Annotated in this window: 7 protein-coding genes and 1 pseudogene; 6 read left to right on the top strand and 2 right to left on the bottom strand. The window is 51.3% G+C overall.

Annotated elements, in window-relative coordinates; genetic code table 11:
* Positions 1-30: 30 nt before the first annotated feature.
* The 3 genes and pseudogenes from JJD41_RS25740 to JJD41_RS14405 all read left to right on the top strand — a co-directional run.
* Positions 31-174: pseudogene (locus JJD41_RS25740) on the top strand (RNA-guided endonuclease TnpB family protein); the annotation flags it as partial.
* Positions 175-308: 134 nt separating this feature from the next.
* Positions 309-611 carry a zinc ribbon domain-containing protein gene (locus JJD41_RS25735; RefSeq protein WP_370583844.1) on the top strand — a complete coding sequence of 101 codons (303 nt, stop codon included), beginning with the start codon at positions 309-311 and terminating at the stop codon, positions 609-611.
* Between the two features lie 58 nt (positions 612-669).
* A complete protein-coding gene (locus JJD41_RS14405) occupies positions 670-3006 on the top strand; it encodes a WD40 domain-containing protein (protein WP_200667567.1) in 2337 nt (778 codons plus the stop codon).
* 373 nt (positions 3007-3379) lie between these two features.
* Here JJD41_RS14405 and JJD41_RS14400 read toward each other — a convergent pair whose 3' ends face one another.
* Positions 3380-3754 carry a phage holin family protein gene (locus JJD41_RS14400; protein WP_200667555.1) on the bottom strand — a complete coding sequence of 125 codons (375 nt, stop codon included), beginning with the start codon at positions 3752-3754 and terminating at the stop codon, positions 3380-3382.
* 143 nt (positions 3755-3897) lie between these two features.
* Complete coding sequence (locus JJD41_RS14395; protein WP_200667553.1) at positions 3898-4680, bottom strand: energy-coupling factor ABC transporter ATP-binding protein; 783 nt, start codon at positions 4678-4680, stop codon at positions 3898-3900.
* A gap of 138 nt (positions 4681-4818) precedes the next feature.
* Between JJD41_RS14395 and JJD41_RS14390 the strand changes: the two genes are divergently transcribed.
* From JJD41_RS14390 to JJD41_RS14380, 3 genes are all read left to right on the top strand, one after another.
* Complete coding sequence (locus JJD41_RS14390; protein WP_200667551.1) at positions 4819-5886, top strand: ion transporter; 1068 nt, start codon at positions 4819-4821, stop codon at positions 5884-5886.
* A 540-nt stretch (positions 5887-6426) separates the two neighbouring features.
* Positions 6427-8415: a filamentous hemagglutinin N-terminal domain-containing protein gene (locus JJD41_RS14385; protein ID WP_234488832.1), complete on the top strand. Its 1989-nt coding sequence runs from the start codon at positions 6427-6429 to the stop codon at positions 8413-8415.
* Positions 8416-8563: 148 nt separating this feature from the next.
* The gene (locus JJD41_RS14380) at positions 8564-9025 is read left to right on the top strand and encodes a DUF192 domain-containing protein (protein WP_200667547.1); all 462 of its coding nucleotides are present in this window, start codon (positions 8564-8566) and stop codon (positions 9023-9025) included.
* Positions 9026-9191 lie beyond the last annotated feature (166 nt).

Below are 9191 nucleotides of genomic sequence, written 5' to 3'. Positions count from 1 at the left end.
GGGGAGTGGGTAGAACGCCCTCGCTTTTTCGTGGATTTGCAAAGCAAGCTTCGATGGCTGCAACGTAAATTGAGAAATAAGAAAAAGGGTTCGGCTAATTACCGGAAGATTCAAGCCAAGATTCGCCAACTGCACGAGCATATCCACAATGTTCGCCGTGAGTTCCACTTCCTGACGGCTCACAAGCTTTGTGACCATCCTGGGATGATTTTTGCTGAGGATTTGAACCTCAAGATGACCAGTCGCGGAATAGGGCCAAGCATTGTTTGGATGCTGCTTGGGGAAGCTTCTTGGAAATCCCCAAGTGGGTGTGCTGGAAGCGTGGCGTCTACTTTGCCACGGTTGACCCCAACGGGACAAGTCAAACTTGCCCTCAGTGTGGGGCGCATACTGGGAAGAAGGAACTCAGCGAACGGGTGCATTATTGCGATGAGTGTGGATATGTAACTGACCGGGATGTTGCTGCCGCTCAAGTGGTCATGCAGCGCGGTCTTGTAGCCGTTGGACAGACGGTGATACTGCCTGTAGAGGAAGGTTGCTTGGGAACCCCGATGAAGCAGGAAAACCCAACCGCGAGGAAGGGACGCCCGCGCTCTACCCGTGCTTGGTGAGCGTCGGGAGGATGTCACGAAAATAGCATCACTAAACTATTGAAGTATCGGGACACCAATGACTAAGGTGGCTTTATTAATCGGGGTGAGTCTCTCTCAACAGCCAAAGACACGAGTTGATAGTTTTTTGGAACCGCTACCCACGGCATGTCATGACGTTCGTGCGATCGCGGAGATCCTGGAACGGCAAGATCTCGGGGGATTCGAGCCGGAAAATGTTCGACAACTGCTCGATCCGGACTTGCAGGAAATTCGCATCGGGATCGAATGGTTGTTGCGCGATCGCCAACCGGAGGATCTGGTACTATTATACTTCTCCGGACACGCGATCGCCGATCGCGAAGGTAAACTTTATTTCACCACTGGCAATACTGACGTCGCCGAACTCTCCTCCACGGCGGTTCCGGCAGACTTTTTACAAGCGCTCTTGTATACCAGTCCGGCGAAACAGCAGGCGATCGTCCTCGATTGTTGCTACACCGAATTGGGGGAATCCGCTAGAGATTCGCCGCGCGATCGCCTCGACCTCAAACAGCAACTCGGCGGTTACGGGAAAGCCGTTCTGACCGCTTCCACGCATTTCGAGGCGGACGATCGCTTCTGTGCGGATCTCGCGATCGATCGCGAAGCGATTCGCCGCTTCCGTTACGGCGGTAAACTTAGAGAATCCGGCTGTTCTCCTTATACTTATTATTTGACTGAAGGCATCGAAACCGGAGGTGCCAACCGCGACGGCGACGGCCAAATTTCTCTGGGAGAACTGCACGATTACATTGCAAGTAAAATACAAATATCTAATCCGGCCAATCCTCCCGCCCTCTACGCCTTACCGGAGGCGACGAACATCGTCCTCAGTCAAGCCCCAATTCCGACGCCGGAATTGACCTATCGAGAAGCCGTGGAAAACTTCGTGCGGCGTCGCGACGGGCAAATCGGGCGTCTCGGTTGGAGAACTTTAGAAATTACCCGCGAAAATTGCGGGATCGATCCAGAAATTGCTCAAAAAATTCGTGAAAAGGTTTTAATTCCTTATCAAGAACGCCAAGAAAAGCTCGATCGCTATCGAGAGGCGCTACAAGGGGCGATCGCCCGGGAGAAGCGATCGCTGAAACGAGAAACTGACGAAAAGCTGCATTATTTCTACCAGGATATTCTCGCCCTGACCGAGGCGGAGGTCGCCGAGATCGAAGCCAAACTTAAAGGAACTGACGGCGATCGCGACTTCCCCCTATTTTTGCTGACCGAAGGGGCGATCGTTGTCGCTACAATTGCAGGCATTATTTGGCTGTGGGGCTATATTTCCAAACCGACTGCCTCCCCGGTGGATCTCCCTCCTTACTTGAGCTTTCTGGAACATCTCGATGCGATCTTTCCGGCGTGGGACTTTACAGATAAGTCCCAACCCCCTGGGACGACGACACCGGAGACCTCGCCCTCACCGAGTTCCCCCGACGGAACAGCCACGCGATCGCCCCTCCCCCCCGCCTTTACGGGAACCCCCGTTCCCTTTACGATTCCGAACGCCGAACCGCAGACCCTGACCGGACATGACGCCCCCGTTCAAGGATTGGCGATCGCGCCGCGCTCTTCATTGCTCGTCAGTGGCGGCTGGAACAATCGGATCTTACTTTGGGATCTGAAAACGGGTAAACAACTCGATACCCTGACCGCGCATGGAGATATCGTGAGAGATATCGCTATCAATCCCGACGGTAAAAGCTTCGCCAGTGCGAGTGACGACGGAACGATCTATCTTTGGAACCTCAAAGGTCGGATGGTGTCGAATACCCTCGATCCGAGAGGGGGCGCGATTTACGCGATCGCCTACAGTCCCGACGGTCAAACCCTCGCCAGTGGTTCCGAGGACGGTCGCATTCGCCTGTGGAACGCCCGGACAGGGGCGCTAGAGCAGACCCTCGAAGGACACCGCGATCGCGTGCGAGCGCTCGCTTATACACCGGACGGCCAAACCCTCGTCAGTGGTAGTGGCGACGCGACGATTAAACTTTGGGATGTCGCCACGGGAGAAGTGAGACAAACCCTCACCGGACATACGCGCTTGGTACGGGCGATCGCCATTACTCCCGACGGAAAAACCTTGGTGAGTGGAAGTTGGGACGAAACCATTAAAATTTGGGATTTAGACAGTGGAGCATTGCAAAATACCCTCCGGGGTCATACGGATTTAGTCACCGTGGTGACGGTCACTCCCGACGGTCAAACTTTACTCAGTGGAAGTGATGACAACACGATTAAAATTTGGGATTTAGATAGTGGCGATCTCAAAGGGACGCTGACGGATCACGTGAGCGATATTTTTGCGATCGAAATGACTCCAGATGGGACGACAATGGTGAGTGCGAGTTGGGACCAAACGATTAAAATTTGGCGCTGAAATTGCCCTCGGTCTACTCACCCCGATCGCCCTCCCAGCAACCCGGTATTTTGCGACCAAACTCGTCGAAAAAATACCGGATTTAGCTCAAAAAATGCTGACTTGTGAGGACAACAGCAATCGGCGATCGAGCATTGAAACTTGGTTGAAGTAGGCGATCCCCAGTATGCAAATCTAAAATCTAACAATCTAAAATCTAACAATCTAAAATCGAGATTGAGTCGGGGTCAGCTTGTAGGCGATCGCAGGCGAGCGCCATTCCCTGAATAATGATTCAAACCAACCCCGACGGGACACACCGCAAGCAATTAGCAACTTCTCTCAATTGCTCGGAAAAACATAGAAAATTGAGGAAAGTTCCGATCCTCAAATCTTAGGAAGTGACTCCGGGAATGCCAAAGTTCTGTAAAAGTTGTTCCAAGATAGAACGAATAAACGTGAGGGCGATCGCGCCAATTAAGGCACTCCAAAAGCCCCAACGCAAGCGAAATCCTCGAACGAGATAAGCCGCTAATCCAAACACTAAAGCATTGACGACCAAGGCAAAAATCCCCAGGGTCAGAATCGTAACCGGAAGGGCTAAAATCTGTAAAAGCGGACGGAGGAAGGCATTTAAGGCGCCTAAAACCGCCGCCGAAATTAAAGCCCGATCGAAACCGTCAATTTCAACCCCGGTCGGTAATTTTGAGATAATCAACAAGCTAATCGCAATCACTAGCCAGGTGATAATAATACTCATCCAATCCATTTGGTTGACCTCCATAGAGGGGGAGTTACGATTACATTAAAGTCGAAAAGCGAACGGATCGTCTGCGGACATAACATATTCTTCATTTTTGCTAGAGATCGGGAGAGACGAACGGCGAACGCGCGATCGCCCTCGAACCCGTCTTATTTCTCATCGGGATGGAAATGAGGAATCAGGGAATGCGGTTTTTCTAAACCGCGAGATTCCATTAATTGCCGATCGCCCATAATTTCCTCGGGTTTTCCTGTGGCGATAATTCGACCTTCATCCATTAAAATGACGCGATCGCACACTTGTAAAATCAATTCTAAATCGTGGGAAGAAATTAACAGGGTTTGCGGCGAAGATTGGAGAAAATTAATAATACGACGGCGCGATCGCAAGTCTAAATTCGCACTCGGTTCGTCATACATCACTAATTGCGGTTGCATCGCCAAAATTCCCGCGATCGCGACCATTTGTTTTTGTCCGCCAGACAGATGATGGGGGGGACGATGAACCAAATCCGCCACTCCTGCAATCCCTAACGCTTCTTGCACTCGGCGTTCGACTTCCGACGCCGAAAGTCCCATATTTTGCGGACCGAACGCCACATCGTCCCAGACCGACGCACAAAACAGTTGGTCGTTAGGATTTTGAAAGACTAAGCCAATTTCCGGGCGAAATTCTCCGGTCACTACTGGGCGATCGAACACCGATATATTGCCGGAATTTGGCTTGAGAATGCCACAAATTGATAAAAATAACGTTGTTTTTCCCGCCCCATTGGCGCCGATTAATCCCACTCGTTCGCCTTTAACAATGTGTAAGCTTACATCTTGCAATACATCGGCTTTATCGGGATAGGAGAAATACAATCCGGCGATCGAAATTGCCAGATCTTTAAGGACTTGAGCCTGGGAGTAAGTCGTAGGGTACTTTTCCATTCACGAATCCGTCAATTGCGACTTGAGAAAGAATTACCATTCGATCGTTTATCTTTTATGATAACATTTTTAATTAAAACAGGAGGATCGACGATCGCCGATCGCACCTCCGCGTAGGGATTTATCGATCGTAAAAAGATGAAAAACCATCGAGAATTTTTACCTTATTTGCAACGACGCATTTATGAAATTCTTGAATTTTCTACTGACGACGATCGCCTCAGCTTACTCGACGATCTGCTCGTCAGTCTGCTCGTGATTGTCGATGTTACTGCATTTATTTTAGGCACTTCTCATTCAATTTCAGCCAATCTCAAACTATTTGTCGATGAAATTGAAATTTTTTCCGTAACTTGTTTTACACTTCTCTATTTTTTACAAATTTGGTCTTGTACCGTCGATCCTCGTTATGCGGATCCGGTGTGGGGGCGCTTGCGTTACGCCCAAACTCCCTTAGCTATTATCGACTTAATGGCAATTTTACCGTTTTATTTAATGGTGGCACTTCCCGATCGCAGTTCCCTCGAATTTCTCGAAATTTTTCGACTGTTGCGACTGTTAAAACTCATTCGTTATTCCGAGGCTTTACAAACGATTTTAAGGGCAGTAGAAGCCAAAAAAGACGAATTAATTATGACGATTTTTGCCGTTATTATTTTACTTATTTTTGCATCGACAATCATGTTTTTTGCCGAAAGTCGCGACCAACCGATCGCCTTTCCCAGCATTCCGGCGGCGATGTGGTGGGGAGTGGTCACCCTGACAACGGTGGGGTATGGCGATATTTATCCGGTCACGCCGATTGGTAAGTTTTTCGGGGCGGTATTGGCGTTTGTCGGGATTGGTTTGTTTGCACTTCCGGCGGGGATTATTGCATCGGGATTTTCCGAGGAAGTGCACAAGCGCAAACAACATCCGCCGCTATCCCTGGAGGCTTTAGAACATCAGGAAAAAGAACGGGAAGCGATCGCGCGTTACGTCAACGAATCGGCGGATTTAATGCGGTTATGTCTGCAAATTGCCGAGGAAAAGTTGGGGGACGTGGCGGGCGATCGCAATCGGGTGTTTGAATTGGCTAAAATTCTCTTTTTGAATACTGTCGATCGATTGAATTTACCTCAATTCAACGATTCCCATCCGGATGGGGATGGGAAAGGAAGTACAGAAGAGGCTCAAAAAGATAATGTAAAAGATAGCAGGGAATAAAAAAAATACAACAGAAATACAACAGGAATTAGAAATAACCTACAAAAAAGACTAAACTGTCAACAAAATTAATAACTTAACAACATCGATTCGGTAAAGTAACACAATAAAATACAAAGATAATATCAAAATAAAACAAAAAGAATACAGTTATTGTCTATGTTTTCATGTATTTAAAAGAGTGAGTGTATTTTCCTGATGCGGGAATCACAAGTGAAGTAACTCGATCGAGAAAGGCGATCGAGACCCCATCGATAGTGACGAGTTCCCCTGTTAATGTTCTGGTCTCAATCTACCGATCTAAGCTGTGATTTCGGTTTGCAAGGGGAACGAACTTGAGAATCGATTGTTTTAATAGATTTAGGATCCGTATTTCACAAGCATAATAACAAATATAAGCAACTTGTTTGAGGCAGGATTTTATTCAATAACTCGGGTGAATCAGTTGAGGAAATAATTTCAGTGAAAAAAGGTTATCCGGCTTCAAAACAATGACAATGTTAAAGAAGGGTGTAGGGGATGAAATCTAGTTATTTTAAGATGATGTGCTTTAACAAACAGCCGAACGATAGCATTACCGAGGGTTGGGGAAACTCAGCGCAGTGGTTGAGAGGTTCTGGAACGGCGATCGCCACCGTTACGATCGCGATTTGTACGGTAGGAGATAGCAATTTAAACGCGCAAATCGTACCGGACAATAGTTTAGTCAATCCTTCGACGGTGACCCCCGAAGGCGATCGCCTAATTTTGGAGGGAGGAACGAGATCGGGGGACAATTTATTTCATAGTTTCAGCGAATTTTCCGTACCGAGGGATACCCGAGCTTGGTTTAACAATGGGTTAGATATTCAAAATATTTTTACTCGGGTTACGGGGAATTCTATCTCTACGATTGACGGTTTAATTGGTGCCAATGGTAGCGCCAACTTATTTTTACTCAATCCCAACGGGATCGTCTTTGGAGCAAACGCCCGTTTGGATCTCGGCGGTTCCTTTGTCGCCACCACCGCCAGCGAGATTCAATTTGCCGATCGCCTCACCTATAGTGCGAGTAACCCGCACAATGGGGCGATTTTAAGTAACCGAGTGCCGATCGGCTTGGGGTTCGGGTCCGATCCCGGGGCGATCGTCAACCGTTCCGTGGCGGCGGACGCCGAAGGGAATCCCGTTGGCTTACAAGTCCGTCCGGGACGGGAATTGAGGGCGATCGGCGGCGAGATCCGGCTCGATGGGGGGCGCTTGAGCGCGCCGGGAGGGGCGATCGAACTGACGGCGATCGCCGCCGGGAGTTGGCCGCTTGGCGGGGAAGTCCCCGAGCCAGAAAGCTTGGAATATCGGGATATCCGGGCGATCGATCGCGCGCGGATCGACGCCACGGGAGAGGGTGGCGGGGCGATCGCCGTGCGCGGGCGCAACGTCGAGATCCGCGACGGTTCCCAGGTGGTGTCCTTCACCAGAGGAGGGACGGCGGGGCAACCCGTAAACCTCTACGCCAGCGAAGGATTGAGCCTCGTGGGGCGATCGCCCAGTGACGGCGAACCGAGTCGAATTTCCTCCCAAACCGTGGGTTCGGGGGATGCGGGTCATTTGACCGTAGACGCGCAAACCGTTCTTGTAGACGACGGGGTCATTTCCGCCACCACCAGTTCCACCGGACGGGGAGGGGACTTGACCGTGAGGGCGACCGAATCGGTGGAATTGGTCGGGGGCAATTTCAACGCACAACTGCTCGGTTTGGTCAATGCGACATTAGGACGGGGGGATGCGGGAGATTTGACCGTCGAAACCGGACGATTGCGGGTGCGCGAGGGAGCCGTCGTCGTCTCGGGAACCCGCAGTGCGGGCAATGCAGGCAATTTGACCGTACGGGCTCGCGAGGAGATCGAGGCGATCGGCACCTCGCCGGATGGAACCTTAGCCAGCAGCTTGCAAACGGCGGCGACCGACGGCCCCGACGCCCTTCGAGAACGGTTTGGGACGAGTGAAGTGACGGGGAACGCGGGGAATTTAACCTTAGAAACCGGGCGGTTGCTGGTGCGCGACGGGGCGGTTATTTCGACGAGTACCGAAGGCAGTGGAGCGGGGGGAACCCTGAGCGTGAGGGCGTCCGAGGCGATCGCCGTCGAAGGGACCTCGGGCGATCGCCGCTTTGCCAGTGGCTTACTCTCGGACACCACCGGGGCCGGAGATGGAGGCGACGCCACCCTGCGCACCGGACGCCTGACCCTGGGAGAAGGGGCCTTAATTTCCGTGCGCACCTTTGCCACCGGGAACGGCGGCGACCTCAACATCGAAGCCACGGAGAGCGTCACCCTGCGCGGGTCTGGATTCGAGAGCTTTCAACGAGAATTTATCGGGGCGGCCCTGTCGCGACAACTGAGCCTCGCCCAACTGCGGAACGGGATTTTTACCGGGGCGGCGGGTTCCGGCAATTCCGGCAATATCCACATTCAAACCGGGGATTTGAGCTTACTCGACGGGGCCGCCATTTCCACGAGTACCTTTGGCGAATTCCCAGAGAGTGATTAACTGACTTTGCGTTAACCTAGCGGTAGCAGGGCTAACCGACAATCAAGACCCGCGAGGGTCTTTTTGTCGCTACCTACTACCCCGGTGGGTAATACCGGGGTTACATTGCCACTGTTGTCGTTTTCACCTTGAACTGAGTCACTATATAATGCACACCGTCCCCCAAGCCGTACTCGTTACGAGTTTGTTATTGTTGACGGGTTGTTCGGCTGCATCTTCCCCGTCGGCTCAACATCTCCCTGTTGAGGCGTATCTGAAAATTGGCGATACCAAAATCGATTTAGAGGTGGCGCGATCGCGTCGCCAACAAGCCCTCGGATTGATGCACCGCGATTCCCTCGCCGCCGATCGCGGAATGCTCTTTCCCTTTCACCCTCCCCAGCGCGTCGAATTTTGGATGAAAAACGTCTCGATGCCGTTAGATCTGATTTTTGTTCGCGGCGATCGCGTGCAGGAGATCGTCTTCAACTTTCCGCCGTGCAGCGACGATCCTTGTCCCAAGTACAGTCCTCCGATGGCGATCGACACCGTCATCGAGTTAAGTGGCGGGCGTGCAGCCCAGTTGGGTATCGAACGCGGCGACCTATTAACCATTAATTTTTACCCTTGAGCATGTCAGGGACGGATTAGTATTTCGCTTCCCTTTTAATTTCTTCTCCCTTTGTCCCTGACATGCCTGGGGGGTTCGGGGGGGATCCCCCCGTTTGTTCGGGTAGCTCAGATCGTTCCATTCTCGATCTTCATTTTTTCCTGCCGCCGCGCTAGCGCTTCTTCAA

This window comes from Oxynema mangrovii CENA135 (assembly GCF_016632315.1).
Classification (GTDB): domain Bacteria; phylum Cyanobacteriota; class Cyanobacteriia; order Cyanobacteriales; family Laspinemataceae; genus Oxynema; species Oxynema aestuarii.
This window is presented reverse-complemented; position numbering and strand designations above follow the sequence as displayed.